This window comes from Chryseobacterium sp. GVT01B (assembly GCF_019970045.1).
Taxonomy (GTDB): domain Bacteria; phylum Bacteroidota; class Bacteroidia; order Flavobacteriales; family Weeksellaceae; genus Chryseobacterium.
The window spans coordinates 169,736-188,101 of record NZ_JAHXYI010000002.1; the positions used below are offsets into that span (position 1 = coordinate 169,736).

Below are 18,366 nucleotides of genomic sequence, written 5' to 3' on the forward strand. Positions count from 1 at the left end.
AAACAGCTTCCCAAAATGCCAAAAACAACAGGAAAAAAAAATCCCGGAAAATAAATTCCGGGATTTTAATTGATATGTTGAATTTTTTATTTCTTCGTTAAGGTTTTAAACTTGAAATAAGAAACAGCTGATAAAAGAATCATTGTTCCTATTCCGATGTATACCCAAGCCGGCACTGGTACCGGATCTCCCGCTGCATAGGAGTGAAGTCCGCTTAAGTAGTAGTTTACCCCAAAATAAGTCATTACCATTGAGCAGAATGCAAACATCGTTGCTACATGGAATGCCCATCTGCTTCTCAATCCAGGTACTAATCTCATGTGCAGTACAAATGCATATACCATGATGGAGATAAACGCCCATGTTTCTTTCGGGTCCCAGCTCCAGTATCTTCCCCATGATTCGTTTGCCCAGATTCCTCCTAAGAAGTTTCCTACAGTTAATGCAAACAATCCGATGGTTAATGACATTTCAGAAACGATTACCAATTCCTTTAATGTAGTATCGTGGTGAATTTTATAAGTTTCTTTATTGGATATAATGTAGAATACTAATGAGATCACAGCAATAATCATCGACAGTGCAAAGAATCCATAACTGGATGTAATAATCGCTACGTGAACAATTAACCAATAAGATTTCAGTACCGGAACAAGCGGCGTGATCTGTGGATCAAGAGCTGAACCTCCGTGAGCAAATCCCATCATAATAACTGCCACCATAAATCCGGCTGCAGGAATTAATGCATTGGAATTTCTGTATAATAATAAACCTGCCGTAATACCTACCCAAGAGATGAAGATAATAGCTTCATATCCGTTACTCCAAGGTGCGTGTCCTGAGATATACCATCTTGCCACAAGTCCTAAGAAATGGCAAAGATATCCTACTAAACCAACCGCAATGATTACTTTAATGATTTTATTTAAAACTTTATTGGATTTAAACAGCTCAACAAATCCTAAGATTAAAAGGAGTCCTCCGATAATAGTATAAAAAATCAATAGTTTAAAGTTAATATCTGCTTTATTCATGAAAACCTCAAGATCAACTTTAGATTTTGCAGGAACTACTGCTTTACCCCATTTCTGCTGGTATTCTGAAAGTTTCGCTAACTCAGCATCCGCCTTACTCCAATCACCGGTTTTCTGTGCGGTAAGAGCTTCAGCAAAATAAGGTCCCATCACCTGCTGAGATTCCATATCCGGTTCAAATTTTTGATCTAACCATGAATGCCATGTGTGGTTGGCATCATTTTTCACAGGAACAATTCTCATAAACTGACCGCTGAAGAACTCATTGAAGATCTGTACCCTTTCGTTTACAGCAATTACTTCTTTATCATAGTTCGTTTGTTCAGCTGGTTTTTTACGGAATGCCGTATTATAATCATGCTCTAAAATATAATTTAGATTACCATTGGCATCTGCCGGGAAAAGGTTCATCAGTGAAGTATACCCGTCTTCATCTGCCTTTGTTTTATTTTTCAGTTCATCACCTCCTTTCGTTCCCACTTTGATCATCGGAACCATAGTCCAGCTTGGAGTGTCTGTATTGATTGAAAGGAACCATTGGTTGGCAGTCAGATACTTTCCGTCTGTTCCTTTAAATTCGTCTTTTTTGTATAATTTTCTTAAAACATCCAATGCTTCTGTATTGATAGGAACAATTCTTCCTTCAAAACTTTGTACCAAAAGATATCCGAATTTATCAGCATGTTCTTTACTGATTTTGTTTCTGGCAATGATTTCATCCGGAGTGATAGATCTCATTTTACCCATCGGTGTAGCCAGAGAATTCTGCTTTGGAGCAGCGCCATCAAGCGGTTGAGCAGATGGAGCCGGAGTATGGGTATGATTATCACCTTCCACATGAATGTGTTCTCTGCTTCCGTCTGTAGTCCCGTGAGTTTCGATTTTTTGTGCATTTAAACCTAAGCTTAAAAACACTAAAAGTATTGTTGCTGCTTTTGTTTTCTTTTTGTTTGCATCAGTCAGCATTTTATTCAGTTTCCAGAAGTGAGTTCCTTTCCAGAAGAAGATCACAAACATTCCTAAGAATAAAAGTCCGTATCCGATATAAGAAATCAAAGTTCCCCAGTAATCATGGTTTACAGAAAGAACTGTTCCCATTCTGTCCGGATCAAAACTTGACTGGAAAAAACGGTATCCTTTATGGTTAAGAACGTGATTCATATAGATTTTATAAGGGGTTTCTTTACCCTCATCAATGATTTTCACGTGACTTTCATAAGCACTTGGAGATGAGCTTCCAGGATAAGTTTCCATAATGAAGTCATCCAGTTTCAAGGCGAAAGGAGTATTGTATACTTTAGGTCCGAATCCAACCATGATGTTTAAACCATCCATAGTCACCTGCTTGTAAGCATTAGGATTTCCTTTTTCAACAGAAAGGTCTACCAATTGTTTTGTTTTTGGGCCCTGAAGCTCAATCTGAAGCATATCAGGAACATTGGCATCTTTCTTTCTGTCACCTTCAATCGCGATCAGTCTTCCTTTTTTAAGACCTTCAGGTACTACAAGCTTCAATTCGTTGATGGTATATAAACTTCTCAGTGCCAAAGGCTGAAACTCATTTTTCACAGTACTTCCTGTTGCCTGAGTAGCCATGGTCATATAGCTTGCATCTACAGGAGTTTTGATGAATAATTTTCCTCCTTCATTTTTGAATTCAACTGCTCCTTCAATCGCTCTGTTGAAAGTCACCAAAGTCCCGTTGATCGATTTTGTCTCACCCGGTTTGATGTAAATGTTCTGTCTTCCGGTGTTTCCGGTAGAAACCAGATGAAGATATTCTGCACCGTTTGGCTCAGCGACAAGACTGTCTTTTTTTCTTTGAATGTATTCTTTAGCAAACACCTTCACTTCTTTTCCGTGGAAGTCATACGTTGCTTTTAAATCTTTGTTCAAAGGAGACATCAGATAAGGAACATCCTGGTAATTCAGCACATCACCTTTCTCTTCGATCTGAATTTTAAAGAAATTTTTATCCGTTACGATCTCATTTGAAGTTTCACCTTCTCTGATGTGCATAGTACCCTCAAAACTGATGTATCTTGTGATGGCACCACCGATAAAAATAAAGATAAAGGCAAGGTGAAACACAAGAACCGGCCATTTCTCTCTTTTCCATAGTCTGTATCTTCCGATATTTCCTATGAAGTTAAGAATGAGCAGGACCATGATCAGTTCGAACCACTTGGCCTCATAAATTAATGCTTTTGCTGTAGGAGTTCCGTAGTCGTTTTCTAAGAACGTTGCATAAGCCATTGCAAATGCGTACACCAGCAACAATACAGCCATTGTCCTGGTTGAGATAAGAATATCTTGGAGCTTCTTCATGATTTATTGTACTTGACATGCAAAAATAAGCATGATAAACCACAAAGAGCTTAAAAAAAGCTGTTTTTTGTCACTTTGGCCTCTGTTTCGCTTATTTTGAAACGTTCTTAATAAGCCTGAAAACATTAGGAAAAATTCAATTTCCAAAACCACAGAAATAAAGATTTATAATACCTATATCCACGATTGAAGGCTTCTATCTTTAATCTCAGCAATTGACCCTGAAACTTCCAAAAATGGTCAATACTATTAAAGAATTTTCTTTCTGATTTTACTTAAAAATTCATGTGTTATTCCCAAATAAGCTGCAACCTGCTGCTGGGTAAGTCGTTGTTCCAATCCGGGATATTTTTCAAGAAATTCAAGATAACGTTTATCTGCCGTTTTACCCGTTAATGAAAGTATTCTTCTCTGCAATGCTACTGAAGATTTCTGGTTCATGATCCTGAAAAGTTTTTCTATCTGAGGCATGGTCTCATACAAATGTTCTTTATCTTTTTTGGAAATCATCAATACTTCGCTTTCTTCAAGAGCTTCAATATTCAGAATACTCGGAACATTATTGATTAAACTGTCGATATCCGTGATCCACCATCCTTCTACTGCAAAATACAAGATTTGTTCAAATCCGTTTTCATTCAGGTAATAGATTTTGAAACAGCCACTCAAAACAAATCCTTCAAAATTACAATAGTCCCCTTCTTTGAGAACAACTTCTTTCTTTTTAAATTTTCTGTATTCAAAAGGCTTCATAAACCGGCTGAAATCCTCTTGGGAAAGATGTATATATTGACTGATATTTTTAAGAAGTAAATCGAACATTGTTTTATTTAAGCAAAATAAAGGTATCAAAATTATTGACACCTTTATTCAATTAAGTTATGTTAAGTTATTTTTGTTCTTAAGCAATGGAACTTCATTTTTTTTGTTGGGTAAACGCAAAGACGCAAGGTTTTATCATTCGTATTGTTTATTTTAAGACACAAGGAAACCGAAGTTTTCAGCAAGATAACCTGTTTAAATTTTATCGGAGATAAAATCTTTGCGCCTTACAGCACAATTTTTAATATCATTTTGCGCCTTTGCGTAACCAAAACAGGTTCACTTTAAAACCTACTTACTTAAAAATTCTTTTGTATTTATTACATGGGCATACAGGTTCCCAAGAGCAGAGATTCCTGCTAAAAAAGATCTTTGAACTTCTGCAGCCTTTACCACTTCCCCATTCAATTCCCGGTTTCTGGTTGCTGTAGCATCTCCAATAATTGTATTATTAAATCCAAAGTCGAAAGCAGCTCTCGTAGTGGCTTCTACACAAACATCCGTCATCATTCCTGCAATGACCAGATTTTTGATTTTGTTCGACTGAATGTAGCTCAGGAGATCAGTTTCCCGGAAGCTGTTGGGAAAATGCTTGGTGATTACTTTTTCGTCTTCTTCAGGTAAAACCAGCTGATTGATCCTGGCTCCATCTGTATCCGGAAGAAAAAAAGTGGCTCCTTCATTCGTTGAAATATGCTTAATATGAATGACAGGAAGATTATTTTTCCTAAAATATTCTAAGATCCTTTTGGTGTTTTCTCCAGCCTGCTCAGCATTTTCCAATATCATTTTTCCTCCTGGGAAATAATCATTTTGTACATCGATAATTAATAATGCGGTGTTTTCCATTTTTTGTTTTTGTGCGTTGATTGTAATCATTGAAATAAATATCAGACCTAAGGTCAGAATAATTTTGAATCTGTTTTCCATACATGAAATTTTCTGAGACAAAATTATAACTGTTTCAAATCCTGACCTTTGAACTAGTTCAAAAAACACATCTGATCTTAATAATGTCAATCATAATTTTTAATAGTATTATTTTTTTCATTCCTTTATATTTAAATCAGAAATTTTATTATCTTTTTTAAATAAAAACAAATATGAATGAGTTAATATAATTTAACAGCATCAGATTTGCATAAACAAAAAAAATAGCCCTATTTTTATTTATTATTGCAAACAATATTTTTTAATCAAATTTTAAATAATCGTTGTAAAAATCGGGGATTTCCAAAAAGTTTTTTGGAGAAAAAAGATTCTTTTAGTGTTGAAAAAACATTAAATTTGCGACATTGATATTATGGATAAAAAGACACAAAAAAAACAGACTGAATCGCCTGAAACAGGCAAAATTTTATCTAAGCCACGTATTTTTTCCGGGCTTACTTTTATACTTTTATCGGCTGTTCTTGCATTCTCATTCATTTCTTATTTAATGAACTGGAAAGCAGATCAAAGCCAGGCCGGAACAATGCTTGACAAGAGTATAAAATCTTCCAATATCTTTGGCAAGGCAGGTGACTGGCTGGGGAATATTTTCATTTTCGAAAGTATCGGTATTGCTTCATTCATCATTGCATTTTTATTTCTTGTTGTGGGTACGCTGATCCTTAAGAAGAAAATCTTCAAACCATGGAAAACCTTCGGGCACTCTTTGTTTTTTATCTGCTGGCTTCCGATTTTTATGGGAGCACTTACTAAAGGACAAGGTGTTTTAGGTGGAGTGTATGGGTTTCAGATCATGGATTATCTTAATTCGATTATTGGAACGGTAGGTCTATGGACTGTATTGGCAGCAAGTATCCTTTTATATTTTATTCTTGAATTTAATCTTCGTCCAAGTTCTATCAAAGCAAAACTGGATAAGATCAATGAAAATACTATTGGAAAAGTAAAATCTATGATTCCTGATTCTGATGATGACTTCGAGGCAGATGAGGAATTGAAAGAAGAAGCTGAAGAAATTGAAGAAACAGCTCCATCTCGTGTTACGGTAAGTGATGTTACCAATAGCACTTCCAATAATTCAATCCATACAGTAAAAGAACCAGAACCTGTAAGTGTTCCGAAAGGATTTCCGGAAGTTCCGGTTTCAACCGATATAGAAACCATTACGACTCCAAACCACACTTCTTTTGAAGCGGAGCCGAGAGAGGTTGCCCAGCCGGTAAGTTTAAATCTTTCTACAAAACCTATTGTTCCGGTTTCTTCTCCGGAAGAAGCATTTGATATCAGACCATCTGCTCCATCTTCTGCTGTAAACACTGCACCGGCACAGGAAAACATTAAATTCAATGTAGAAGTAGCTCCCGTAATTGACATTCTTGATGATTCTGATAAAAAATCTCAGGAATTGATAGAAAAGCATGGTTTATATGATCACAAGCTTGATCTGGCTAAATTCCAAATGCCGCCTGTAGAATTACTGAAAGATTATGGCAGTGAAGAAATTTCCATCAATAAAGAAGAATTAGAAGAAAATAAAAACAAGATCGTTGGGCTTCTGAAAAACTTCAACGTCGGAATCGCAGAGATCAAGGCAACAATAGGTCCTACTGTTACATTATATGAAATTGTACCGGAAGCGGGAATCAGAGTAGCAGCTATTAAAAAACTTCAGGATGATATTGCATTGAACCTTTCTGCTTTAGGAATCAGGATTATTGCTCCGATGCCAGGGAAAGGAACAATTGGTATTGAGGTACCAAGAAAAAACCCTACCATGGTTTCTATGCGTTCTGTAATTGCTTCTCAGAAATTCCAGAATACAGACATGGATCTTCCGGTGGTTTTCGGAAAAACGATTTCTAACGAAATTTTTATGGCCGATCTTTCAAAGATGCCTCACTTACTGATGGCGGGTGCAACAGGTCAGGGCAAATCTGTAGGGATTAATGCAATCCTTACCTCACTTCTTTATAAAAAACACCCAAGTGAACTGAAGTTTGTTATGGTGGATCCTAAAAAAGTGGAACTTTCTTTATATTCAAAAATTGAAAGACATTATTTAGCAAAACTGCCGGATGCAGAAGAAGCAATCATTACAGATACCAATAAAGTAATCAATACACTGAACTCTCTTTGTATTGAGATGGACACACGATATGATCTTCTTAAAAATGCTTTCTGTAAAAACCTGAAAGAATACAATAAGAAATTTGCAGAAAGAAAATTAAATCCTGAAAACGGACACCGTTTCTTACCTTATATTGTATTGGTAGTAGACGAGTTTGCAGATTTGATCATGACTGCAGGAAAAGAGGTAGAATTACCAATTGCCAGACTGGCACAGCTTGCAAGAGCCGTAGGAATTCACCTTATCGTAGCAACACAAAGACCGTCTGTAAACGTAATTACAGGTATGATTAAAGCCAATTTCCCTGCAAGAGCAGCCTTCAGAGTAATCTCCAGTGTAGACTCCAGAACGATCCTCGATTCTCCGGGAGCAGATCAGCTGATTGGTAAAGGTGATATGCTTTATTTCAATGGAAATGAGATCCTGAGACTTCAATGTGCTTTCGTAGATACACCAGAAGTGGAAAGACTTGCTGAGTTTATTGGAGAACAGAAAGGATATGCTTCTGCATTCTTACTTCCTGAATATGTTTCTGAAGACTCTACAAGTACAGTAGGTGCTTTTGACCCGAACGAAAAAGATGCTTTATTTGAAGAAGCAGCAAGAATTATCGTTTCTACCCAACAAGGTTCTACCTCAATGCTTCAGAGACAATTGAAACTGGGATACAACAGAGCCGGAAGAATTATGGATCAGCTTGAAGCCAGCGGTATCGTGGGAGGTTTTAACGGAGCTAAAGCAAGAGAGGTCCTGATCAGCGATCTTCATTCTTTGGAACAGTTTTTGGAAGATTTGCGTAGTTAAGGGAAAATTGAATGATTTAACCTTTCAAAATTTAAAATGTCTAAAGATTATTAAATAAAAAAATGAAAAATATTATTTCAAAAGTTATATTAGGAAGTTTTGTTGTAGGTGCAGTAGGTATAGCCAATGCTCAGAAGATTGATGCTAAGGCTAAAAAGATATTGGATGATATTACAGCCAACTACAATTCTAAAAAGAATTCTTACTTCAAATTTTCTTTTGGAAGCGGCCTTAACGGGCAGGTGACGAAAACTGAACCAGGTATTTATTATGCTGCGGGAGAAAAATACAAACTGAAGATCATGGATACGGAACAGATCTTTGATGGAAGCAAGATTTACAATATTAATGCAGATGATATGGAAGTAACAGTCGCCAAGCCTAACGGAAGCGGCACCATGTTCTCCCCTATCAACTACCTTACGACTTACAGAAACGATTATAATGTAACATATAACGGTAAGAAGATGGTAAATGGTGTGAATGCTGACTTCATTAAACTGACACCGGTAAAAGCAAACGGAATACAGTTCGTATATCTTTTTGTAGATTCTGCTAAAAAACAAATGGTAAAACTGGAACAACACGGAAACAACAAAGATGTGGCCGTAATTGCGATTAAAGAATACAAAGAAAATCAGCAACTGGACCCTAATATGTTTGTTTTTGACAAGAATAAGTTTAAAAATTACGTAATTACGGAACTTTAAAAAGCTGAAAGTGAATTGGCAAATGAGCAAATTTGCTTTTTAAGTTAAAAAAATAACAAAATATAAAAAGCCACAAGTAAACTTTGTGGCTTTTTGATTAATTTTGGCGCATGTTAAAAATACTAGACCGATATATCATAAAAACCTTCTTTGGACCGTTTTTCTTTATATTCAGCGTATTGTTTTTTATTTTTATTGTAAACATTATCTGGGTTCAGTTAGGACAGTTTATGGGAAAAGGATTAAGCTACTGGCAGATCCTTAAACTTCTTTTTTATCTTGGGGTAAACGTCATAAGTATGGTGTTACCGCTTACTATTCTCCTTGCGAGTATTATGTCGTTTGGAGAATTTGGAGAACGGTATGAGCTCGCAGCAATGAAAGCGGCAGGAATTCCTTTGACCAGAGTAATGACTCCCCTACTGGGAATTTCAACAGCGCTTGCCATTATGTTGTTTTTCTTCTCCAATAATATTATCCCGGATTTTCAGAAAAAGGCTAAGAACATGCTTTTTAATATTGCCCAGACAAAACCGGCAATCAACTTTACTCCGGGCCAGTTTATTGACCAGATCCCCGGTTATATGGTAAAGTTTGACAAAATATACGGAGAAAACGGAGAAAATATTGAAGGAGTTTTTGTACATAAAAAAGCCAATGCTTACGAAAATCAACAATCTGTTGTAGCAGAAAAAGGAAAATTTGTTCCTGCAGCTAATAAGAATTTCCTGAAGCTTGTTTTATATAACGGATATGTATTTGAAGATGCCTTTGCCGGAAAAGGAGACAATGTAAGACAGAAACAACCTGATCAGGCCATTAAATTTGACACATTGGTTTCTCACTTTGACATCAGTGAAATCATTAATAAAGCGATCGAAAAAGAGCAGATCACGGATGACTACCGTTTTCAGACTTACAATCAGCTTGACGGAACAATTAGCAAAAACAAAAAAGATAATAAGCAGTTCTTTGATAATATCGGCTCCGAGGTTCTTAACCAGACCAATTCCGTTGTGACTTATATGGATAAAGGCAATAAGCATAAAGTAGCTCCAAAAACACAGATCAAGTTAGATACGGTAAAAGGAGAAAAAAAGCTTGAAATCCTTTATAATTCGTACACCAGACTGGATAACCTGAAGTCTACACTGGAGTCTAAGAAGAATGAATATAGTTCCAATGTAAAATATTTCAGCAAGGTTGTTATTTATCAACAGAGAATTGTAGCGTATTCGGTGACCTGTATTATCTTCTTCCTGATTGGAGCCAGTTTAGGTTCTATCATCAGAAAAGGAGGAATGGGGCTTCCGGTAATCATCGCTATTGTGATTTTCATTATTTTCTATGTAATGAATGTTGGGGTAGAAAACATGTCATGGAGCGGAAAAATGAATCCTTATCTTGCCGCGTGGCTTCCTAACCTGATCCTTCTTCCTTTTGGAGTCTGGATGACGTATAAAGCCCTTACGGATTCACAATTATTTGATGCTGAAAAATACAAAGCACTATTCAAACCTATAACTAAAAGGTTTACCAAAAGTAAAGAACATCAGAGATATCAATAATTCTGATATCAATAATAAAAGTAAAAAGCTCCGATTTTTTTTCGGAGCTTTTTTGTTGAGTTATTTTGAATATAAAAAATTATATTTGCTGGAACTTAAAAACAATACCATGAAGAAATTACTACTTATTGGCCTTTTCGGTCTTGTATCCCTGAATGCTTATGCTCAAGATCAGGATGAAAACGGAACCTACAACGGTGAAAAATACGGCTACATCATTGACAAATCCGGAAAAAAGACTGAAGGCGTTGTCCATCTGCACGGAGGATATTCCAGTCCGTGGCAAAATCAGTTAAAAGTAAAATTTGCAGCCATTGCTGATATTGACAAAGTAAAAAACAAGATCAAATTCAAAACCTACGACACAGGCGATATTAAAGAATATATGGTGTATGAAGGTGATACTCCAAGAATCTTTAAATCGGTTAAATATTCGAACATGAGAGAAGCTCTAAACAGTTCTGAAAGCTTAACAGGGTTGTCAGCAGGTTTTAAAGCGATCAATAATCTTTCAAGAACAGATCAGTTCGCAGAAGTAGTGACAGAGGGTAAAGTAACCGTTTATAAACTCTATGGTTATCCTACAGCTCTTTCTCCCAATAGCACGCAGGCAATTACACAGGCAGAAACAGACCGTTTAAGAGAAAATCCCAATTATATCTTTTCTAAAAAAGGCGGAAAAGTGGAAGAACTCACTCCTGCAAAAGCAAAAGTCATCCTTGCAGACTGTCCATATGTAAAAGCAAAAATAGCAAAAGGAGAATATGGTTCTCTTAAAAATGAAGAAAAGAAGAGATCCGGTTTCGGGAAATTTATCAGGGATGAAATCAGCAATGCTACAGTAGATAAACTTTCAATTATCAATGAAGTGATTTATGATTACAATGAAAATTGCAAATAAAAACTAAGGCTTTCAATCGAAAGCCTTTTTTGTGACATTTTTTGTATTTTTATTCACCACCAAACCATTGATCTTATGAAAATTCTATTTCTCACAGCAAGTTTATTTCTTGTTATTTCATGTAAAAATGATAAAACAGTTCATAAAAAATCTGCTTCAATGGACAGTTCTGTCGTAAAAAAAGATTCTGCACAAACCAGCACTGCGGAAGATCCAATTGATCAGATTAAAAAAAGGTATGCTGCCCTTCAGACTCAACTGGAGGCTAAAAAACTAAGTCAATCAAAATTTACTTATGATTGTAATGATGAACCTTCAGGGGAAGTTACTTTCCATTCGGACAAAAATGAGATCAAAGTGATTGAGCATTTTTACGCAGAACACAGCCATTTCTCCGGATCTGAAAAATACTTTATAAAAGATGGAAAGCCTTTCTTTATATTCAGACAGGAAACCGTATGGAATTTTGATGGTGGTACTCCCGAAAAACCTGTTACAAAAGATGATATTACAGAAACCCGTATCTATCTTCAGAATGACAAACCCTTGAAATGCCTTGAAAAGAAATACAGCATAAAATCTGATCAGAAAGAAAAAACAGCGGATAACATTCCAAGTAAAGATATTCAATGTGATACAAATGAATTACTTAAAACATATCAATTACTGCTAAAATATAAAGACCAGAAAGAACCTATAAAATGTCTGTAAAAGCAAAAGAGGCTTCCAATCGGAAACCTCTTTTTTATTTTTAGTATTGAAATTTCAATTTCTAAGCTTAAAACTTATATACAAAAGCATTGATATTCATTCCTGCCCCTACAGAAGCAAATAATACCACATCATCTTTCTGTATTTTATGATGTTCAAGCTCATCCTTTAAAATCATAGTCAGCAAAGACGGAATGGTCGCCACACTGCTGTTTCCAAGTTTATGAATGACCATAGGCATTATATTTTCAGGAACCGGTGTATTATACAATTGGTAAAATCTGCTAACAATAGCCTCATCCATTTTTTCATTAGCCTGATGAATGATAATTTTATTCAACTGACTAATGGAATATCCACTGCTGTCCAGGCATTTTTTCATGGCATCAGGAACATTTACTAAGGCAAATTCATAAATTTTTCGCCCATCCATTTTGATGTATTTTGTATCCGGGCATTTATCATTGTTATAAGATTTCCCAAAATACAGATAATCTTTCTCCTCAAAGGTATAAGAAGCTGACAAGTGGGCCTTTATTCCGGAGTCATCATCGTTATTTACTTCCAGCACAGCCGCTCCTGCTCCATCAGCGTAGATCATACTGTCTCTGTCATGAATATCGGCTACACGGGAAAGAGTTTCCCCGCCAATCACCAGACATCGTTTTGCAATACCAGCTTTAATAAATGCATTAGCCTGTATCACACCTTCAATCCAGCCGGGACATCCAAAAAGGACATCATACGCCACACAGAAGTTATTTCTGATTCCTAATAAATGCTTTACCCTTGCCGCAAGGCTTGGAACCGCATCCGATTGAACTGTTCCAAATCGAACATCTCCAAAATTATGGGCAAAAATAATATAGTCCAGTGTTTCAGGATCTATTCCTGCATTTTCAATGGCAGCCTTTGCTGCAATAAATCCAAGATCTGAAGTAACCTCTGTACTATGAGCGTATCTTCTTTCTTCAATACCCGTAATTTTTTTTAATTTATCTGTAATAGATGTATTATTTTCTTTCAATAATATACCCTTTTCATTAAGAAAAATATGCTTATCAAAAAACAGATTGGTTATCGTTTCAGATGGTATGTAGTTGCCTACACCAATAATCTTCGTCATCACTTTTAAAATGTTTAATTTCCTGTTTTAAGTTAAGTCTGCAGGAATAATTCTATAAATATAATGAATTAACGCAAATACTCATCAATATATTATGGAATGATACCTCTTTACGATAAAGTTCTAAACAAAAACACCAAATACATAGTTTAAAAGCAATAGAACAAGCTTATCTGGAAGAAAAAAAAGAGGCTTCCCATCGGAAACCTCTCTTTTATTTTCAACAACTGAAAATTATACTTTCATAATTTCAGCTTCTTTTGTCTTAAGATGCTCATCACAAAGCTTTACATATTTGTCTGTATAAGTCTGGATTTCTTCTTCCACTCCTTTTACAACATCTTCAGAAACACCGTCTAATTTTTTAAGTTCTTTCAAACCTTCTTGTCTTGCGTTTCTTACTGTTACTTTAGTATTTTCAGTTTCCACTTTAGCCTGTTTTGCAAGCTCTTTTCTTCTTTCCTCTGTTAAAGGCGGAACATTCAGAATAATGTTTTCTCCGTTGTTAGAAGGTGCGAAACCTAAGTTTGAATTGATGATCGCTTTCTCAATCGCATTGATTGCCGTTCTGTCCCAAGGTTGAATAGAGATTGTCATTGCATCCGGAACAGAAACATTCGCAACCTGGTTGATAGGAGTCATTGCTCCATAGTATTCTACCATTACATCCTGAACCATTGATGTAGAAGCACGTCCTGCTCTAATTCTTTGAAATGCGTGATCCAGGTGCTTTACAGCTGCATCCATGTCTTGTTTTACAGATTCTAATATAAGATCTAATTCTTCCATTATTATATTAAAGTTTGATAAATTACACATCTATTAATTAATCTGAATATCAATTAGTTAAAACTCAAAAACCCTGTAAACACTAGTGTTCTTTCACTGTTTTAAACTATTTTTTTCTATTCAGTGCTGCAAAAATAATGATTGTTTTTGAATAATAGGTATTTCACAGATGGATTTTGTGTACTTGTCCCTGCTTAAAAAAAAGAAGATGGCTTTTAATGGTCCTAAATGAAGTCTTCCGGTACAAATACCTATAGGATATTTTGGTTATTTCTACTGATTTACAAGCCATTTTTTATGACTTATTTTACTTTATCATTTAGTAAAGTTCTCAACAGAGATTATAATATCACACAAAAGAGAATTTTATGTAAAAGAATTCATAATCACTTTATAAACTAATTTAAACCAATCACATTATGACAAATCCATCTTTAGATGCCTATCAACAAGTATTTGGTATGGCAGGTCTTGCCAACCGCGCAGGAGGCTACAACGGTTTTGGTATCCAGCTACAGCAACAGCTTCAGTATGATTTATCCTATTATTTTAACAATGTTCCTCCGGTTAAAATAATGGATCAGAAAACACCTTCCACAGCTAATCCTTCAGTTCTATCGGAATTAGGAAGCTGGGATCTTGTCTGGGGGCCTGCCCTGATCGAAGAAAAAAATGAAAAGGGAGTTCCTACGGGAGTTGCAGATAATGCATTATACGTAGTTAAATGTGACGCTGTTGCATTTCCGGGAGGTCCTACATTGCCCACTTATGTTGTTGCTATTGCAGCAACTAATCCATCATCCCTTTACGATTGGGAAACAGAAGATTTCTCAGTTTCAGAAGTGGTAAACTGGACGACTTATAACCCTTCCAGTTTTGCTCCATCAGCTTATAATGGCACTGATCCTTATATTTCAAAAGGTACCGCTACCGGTGTAAGTATCCTTCTCGGACTTGAAAGCCCTGATTCTGCTGCTTCACCTAAAACTACACTGCAGCAGTTTCTTGCAGGCTTAAATCCGGAACCGGGTACAGCTATTATATTTTGCGGACACAGTCTTGCAGGAGCATTATCACCTACCCTTGCCCTTTATCTGAAAGAAAATAAAGATCTGAATGCATTCGGTGTAACACTTGTATATCCTACCGCCGGACCAACTCCGGGTGAGGCAGCATTTGCCAGCCTGTTCAACAGCAAATTCCCGCCATTGCCACCCGGATGGCAGCAACAATCAGGCACTTACCAAAGCTGGAATACCATGCACTGGAATGATCTGGATGTTGTGCCTCATGCGTGGCCGGTATCAGAACTGGAAAAAATTGCAACTATATATGGACAGGCCACTACCAATATGACGGCTTCCATATTAAAAGCTTTACAGAAGATGGCTATTGATGATTCTTCAAAATCAGGAGCCAGCTATACAAGAATACAAAACCAATCGCTTCCGGGCCAACTGCAACACTCAAGCAGTTCCTCGATCAGCATCAAAACACCTCCGGCAACCTTACAAGATTATATGCTTCAGTTATCAGTACAACATGTGGGCATGTATAATGGTATTCCTGCAACCGGATCTGATCCTCAGGTGACTGGTCTTATTCTACCAAAGCCATTGCCCAAACCGGACGTTGTGAAGCTGGTACCGGGAGTAACTGCTGTCACCGAGTTTGAAATGATCATGAAAATAATAAATCAGATCATTGAATGGGTTTTCTCCCACTACACTCTGGTTGAAAAGGAAAATGCCACGCAAAATATTGAAGCAGACAAATAGGTGTTAAAACTGCTATAAAAACAAAACACCTGTCACGATAATCGTGGCAGGTGTTTTTTATATTTTTTCTAATAAATTGATTATAAATCAACCAAAGTACCTACATTTTCTCCGTCTACAATTTTTGACAGGTTACCGTCTTTATTCATATCGAATACGATGATTGGCAATTTATTTTCGTGGCTCAAAGTAAAGGCAGTCATATCCATTACTTTAAGATTTTTTTCAAATACTTCATCGAAAGATAATGAATTGTATTTTACAGCATTAACATTCTTTTCAGGATCGCTGTCATAGATACCGTCTACTCTTGTTCCTTTTAAGATTACATCAGCTCCAATTTCGATTGCTCTCAAAGTAGCGGCTGTATCTGTAGTAAAATAAGGGTTTCCAGTTCCTGCTCCGAAGATGACAACTCTTCCTTTTTCAAGGTGTCTTACCGCTCTTCTTTTGATGAAAGGTTCAGCTACTTTATCCATTTCAATCGCAGACTGAAGTCTTGTCTTGATGCCTGCATCTTCCAACGCCCCTTGCAATGCCATACCATTAATGACTGTTGCCAGCATTCCCATATAGTCACCCTGCACTCTGTCCATTCCTTTTGCAGCTCCTGCAACACCACGGAAGATATTTCCTCCTCCAATCACGATCGCAACTTCACAGCCTTTTTCAACTACTTTTTTAATTTCAACAGCATATTCCTGTAGTCTTTCGGTATCAATACCATATTGTCTGTTTCCCATTAAGGCCTCACCGCTCAGTTTCAGAAGGATTCTTTTATATTTCATCTTTTATTTTTAATAACTTTTTACTAGTAGGGTTTCCCCGGAATTTGATTTTGCAAATATAATCATTAAAAATTTTGATAAAAGAAAAATATTAAATAGAAATAATGTAAGAAATATTTTGAAAAGTACGAAAAAGGATTATTTTTGCATTAATTATAAATTGAGTTGAAGAAAATTATCATTTTTTCATTATTTCTATCAGGAATTGTTTCTTATGCGCAAACAGGAACAAATGTTTATCCGTTCTTAAATGTACCTGTATCTGCAAGACAGGCTGCTTTGGGTGGCGATGCAATTTCGATAAGAGATTATGATGTTTCCTTTGCTATTGCAAACCCTGCCCTATTAAATAAAGATTCTGATAAACAGCTTTCTGTAAACGCAACAGCTTATCTTGCCGATTCAAAATACGGAACTATTGCTTATGCCAAAGACTTTGATAATGGCCATATGGCTACCATCAATGCCAGGTATATGAGCTATGGAAGTACACCGAGAACGGATGAAAGCGGTTTCGAAAACGGAGAATTCAAAGCTTCGGATGTAGCCATTGGCGCAGGCTATGCCTACCAGTTTGAAGAAGACTGGACAATTGGTGGAGGACTTAATTTTGTTACCTCAAAAATTGACAACTATACTTCTTCCGCAATTTCAGGAACAGCGGGAATTACCTATCATAATAAAAAAAACAAAGAAGTACTTTCTTTGGTGATGAGAAATTTTGGTTTCCAGCTGAAGTCATTCAATGGGACAAGAGAAAATCTTCCCTTCAGAATTGATCTTGGATATACCAGAATAATCAAAAACTTCCCTCTTGCGATTACCATTACAGCGCATGATCTTCAGAAGTTTGACATTTCTTCAGAATATAATCTGGACGGACAGAAAGTGAATGCCGGCAGAAAAATTGCAGACCACTTTTCATTGGGAGCTGAATTGTTTCCGGAAAAGAATTTCAACATCCGGTTGGGTTATAATGTAAAAAGAGGAAATGAACTGGCAGTTGCAGATCAGAGAAACTTCTCAGGACTTTCTGCAGGATTTGGAGTTAAAGTTTCCAGATTTCGTATAGATTATGCACACGTAAGATATCACAACTCTTCTAATGTCAATCAGATAGGAATTTCCATGGACCTTTCAAGCCACAGAGGAGAGTAATCTTTCCGGCTTAAATTTTCTTAATTATTCTGAATTTTTCTTACTTCCTCTTGATTTTTAAGAAAAAATCTTGAAATTTGCAGTATGAAAAAACCTGTAATTGCTATCGATGGGTACTCGTCTACCGGAAAAAGTTCTATCTCCAAAATCATTGCAGATAAACTGGGACTTATTCATATGGACACAGGAGCTCTCTACCGAGGAGTTACCTGGTATGCATTGCAGCACTGTCTGGACGAAAATGAAGGAATTGATCTGAATACATTATTCTCTTCTTTAGACCAGATCAGCCTTGAGTTTAAAAATAACGACGGAGCACTTATCCTTTTCCTTAATAACACGGATATCTCCAAAGAAATCCGCACCAATATAGTATCTGACAATGTAAGCCTTGTTGCCAAGCAGAAAGAAGTAAGAGACTTTTTGCTGCAGTCACAGCGCACTTTGGCAGAAAAAGGAGGTGTCATTATGGACGGACGTGACATTGGGACAGTAGTTCTGCCAAATGCTGACTACAAATTCTTTCTTACTGCCAGTATTGATGAAAGGACCAAAAGAAGGTTTCTGGAACTACAAGGTTTGGGAATTGAAGCAGATAAAGAACAGGTAAAACAAAACCTTATAGAACGTGATAAGATTGACAGCGAGCGTGAAATTGCCCCATTAAAGCAGGCTGAGGACGCCATCGTTATTGATAATTCGGAACTGACCAAAGAAGAAACAATAGAGCTTATTTTATCTCACATCGAAAAGATTTAACAATTTTTAAT

At 36.4% G+C, this 18,366-nt stretch carries 14 protein-coding genes; 8 read left to right on the forward strand and 6 right to left on the reverse strand.

Annotated features, from left to right (window positions below; translation table 11 throughout):
• Positions 1-86: 86 nt before the first annotated feature.
• The 3 genes from ccsA to LC457_RS04265 all read right to left on the reverse strand — a co-directional run bounded on the left by ccsA (position 87) and on the right by LC457_RS04265 (position 5,114).
• Positions 87-3,362, reverse strand: a complete 3,276-nt coding sequence (gene ccsA, locus LC457_RS04255) for a cytochrome c biogenesis protein CcsA (protein ID WP_223598752.1) — start codon at positions 3,360-3,362, stop codon at positions 87-89.
• A gap of 249 nt (positions 3,363-3,611) precedes the next feature.
• On the reverse strand, positions 3,612-4,184 hold the full coding sequence (locus LC457_RS04260) for a Crp/Fnr family transcriptional regulator (RefSeq protein ID WP_223598753.1): 573 nt from the start codon (positions 4,182-4,184) through the stop codon (positions 3,612-3,614).
• 291 nt (positions 4,185-4,475) lie between these two features.
• Positions 4,476-5,114: a cysteine hydrolase family protein gene (locus LC457_RS04265; RefSeq protein ID WP_223598754.1), complete on the reverse strand. Its 639-nt coding sequence runs from the start codon at positions 5,112-5,114 to the stop codon at positions 4,476-4,478.
• Positions 5,115-5,487: 373 nt separating this feature from the next.
• Here LC457_RS04265 and LC457_RS04270 point away from each other — a divergent pair, with 373 nt between their 5' ends.
• From LC457_RS04270 to LC457_RS04290, 5 genes are all read left to right on the forward strand, one after another.
• The gene (locus LC457_RS04270) at positions 5,488-8,067 is read left to right on the forward strand and encodes a DNA translocase FtsK (RefSeq protein WP_223598755.1); all 2,580 of its coding nucleotides are present in this window, start codon (positions 5,488-5,490) and stop codon (positions 8,065-8,067) included.
• Positions 8,068-8,129: 62 nt separating this feature from the next.
• Complete coding sequence (locus LC457_RS04275) at positions 8,130-8,777, forward strand: outer membrane lipoprotein carrier protein LolA (protein ID WP_223598756.1); 648 nt, start codon at positions 8,130-8,132, stop codon at positions 8,775-8,777.
• Positions 8,778-8,887: 110 nt separating this feature from the next.
• Complete coding sequence (locus tag LC457_RS04280; protein WP_223598757.1) at positions 8,888-10,345, forward strand: LptF/LptG family permease; 1,458 nt, start codon at positions 8,888-8,890, stop codon at positions 10,343-10,345.
• A 109-nt stretch (positions 10,346-10,454) separates the two neighbouring features.
• The gene (locus LC457_RS04285) at positions 10,455-11,246 is read left to right on the forward strand and encodes a hypothetical protein (protein WP_223598758.1); all 792 of its coding nucleotides are present in this window, start codon (positions 10,455-10,457) and stop codon (positions 11,244-11,246) included.
• A gap of 75 nt (positions 11,247-11,321) precedes the next feature.
• The gene (locus LC457_RS04290) at positions 11,322-11,957 is read left to right on the forward strand and encodes a hypothetical protein (RefSeq protein ID WP_223598759.1); all 636 of its coding nucleotides are present in this window, start codon (positions 11,322-11,324) and stop codon (positions 11,955-11,957) included.
• 67 nt (positions 11,958-12,024) lie between these two features.
• Here LC457_RS04290 and LC457_RS04295 read toward each other — a convergent pair whose 3' ends face one another.
• Positions 12,025-13,086 (reverse strand): 3-oxoacyl-ACP synthase III family protein, encoded by a 1,062-nt coding sequence (locus LC457_RS04295; protein ID WP_223598760.1) that lies wholly within the window; start codon positions 13,084-13,086, stop codon positions 12,025-12,027.
• A 231-nt stretch (positions 13,087-13,317) separates the two neighbouring features.
• Positions 13,318-13,872 (reverse strand): ribosome recycling factor, encoded by a 555-nt coding sequence (gene frr, locus LC457_RS04300; protein ID WP_223598761.1) that lies wholly within the window; start codon positions 13,870-13,872, stop codon positions 13,318-13,320.
• A 419-nt stretch (positions 13,873-14,291) separates the two neighbouring features.
• On the opposite strand from frr, the gene LC457_RS04305 reads away from it, so the two are divergent.
• On the forward strand, positions 14,292-15,650 hold the full coding sequence (locus LC457_RS04305; RefSeq protein WP_223598762.1) for a lipase family protein: 1,359 nt from the start codon (positions 14,292-14,294) through the stop codon (positions 15,648-15,650).
• 80 nt (positions 15,651-15,730) lie between these two features.
• On the opposite strand, the gene pyrH is transcribed toward LC457_RS04305, so the two are convergent.
• Positions 15,731-16,438, reverse strand: a complete 708-nt coding sequence (gene pyrH, locus LC457_RS04310) for a UMP kinase (protein ID WP_223598763.1) — start codon at positions 16,436-16,438, stop codon at positions 15,731-15,733.
• Positions 16,439-16,603: 165 nt separating this feature from the next.
• On the opposite strand from pyrH, the gene porQ reads away from it, so the two are divergent.
• Positions 16,604-17,596 carry a type IX secretion system protein PorQ gene (porQ, locus tag LC457_RS04315; RefSeq protein ID WP_223598764.1) on the forward strand — a complete coding sequence of 331 codons (993 nt, stop codon included), beginning with the start codon at positions 16,604-16,606 and terminating at the stop codon, positions 17,594-17,596.
• Between the two features lie 84 nt (positions 17,597-17,680).
• Complete coding sequence (cmk, locus tag LC457_RS04320) at positions 17,681-18,355, forward strand: (d)CMP kinase (protein WP_223598765.1); 675 nt, start codon at positions 17,681-17,683, stop codon at positions 18,353-18,355.
• Positions 18,356-18,366 lie beyond the last annotated feature (11 nt).